The sequence below is a fragment of the Isoptericola croceus genome, assembly GCF_029382255.1.
GTDB classification, from domain to species: Bacteria; Actinomycetota; Actinomycetes; order Actinomycetales; family Cellulomonadaceae; genus Isoptericola; species Isoptericola croceus.
Genome location: NZ_JARLLG010000112.1, coordinates 1 through 281, shown reverse-complemented (window position 1 = coordinate 281; position 281 = coordinate 1). Strand labels below are relative to the sequence as shown.

The window sequence follows — 281 nt, the reverse complement described above, 5'->3', positions numbered from 1 at the left end:
AATCGCTATCGACGACCACATCAAGATTATAGTGGTTCAAATTAAGGGCAAACAGGTTCGACTAGGCATTGAAGCACCGCGAGATACGAAGATTCATCGTCACGAGATTTACCTCGCCATCCAAGAACAAAATAAGAATGCCTCCCATTCGGACTCCCCCCCAAAAAAAGTTGCTAAGACGCTGCACGCCAGCTAAAATATTCCTATATTGCCAGCCTAACAGTGTGCGCTAATAAAATGGGAGTCCACTCATGATTGTTGAAACCAGTCGGTTTGGTGCC

Annotated in this window: 1 protein-coding gene; it reads left to right on the top strand. The window is 45.6% G+C overall.

Features of this window, described 5'->3' with window-relative positions; all coding sequences use genetic code 11:
* Positions 1-196: carbon storage regulator (locus tag PZC42_RS20875; protein WP_277214008.1), on the top strand; the 196-nt coding region annotated here is incomplete at its 5' end.
* Between the last annotated feature and the right edge of the window lie 85 nt (positions 197-281).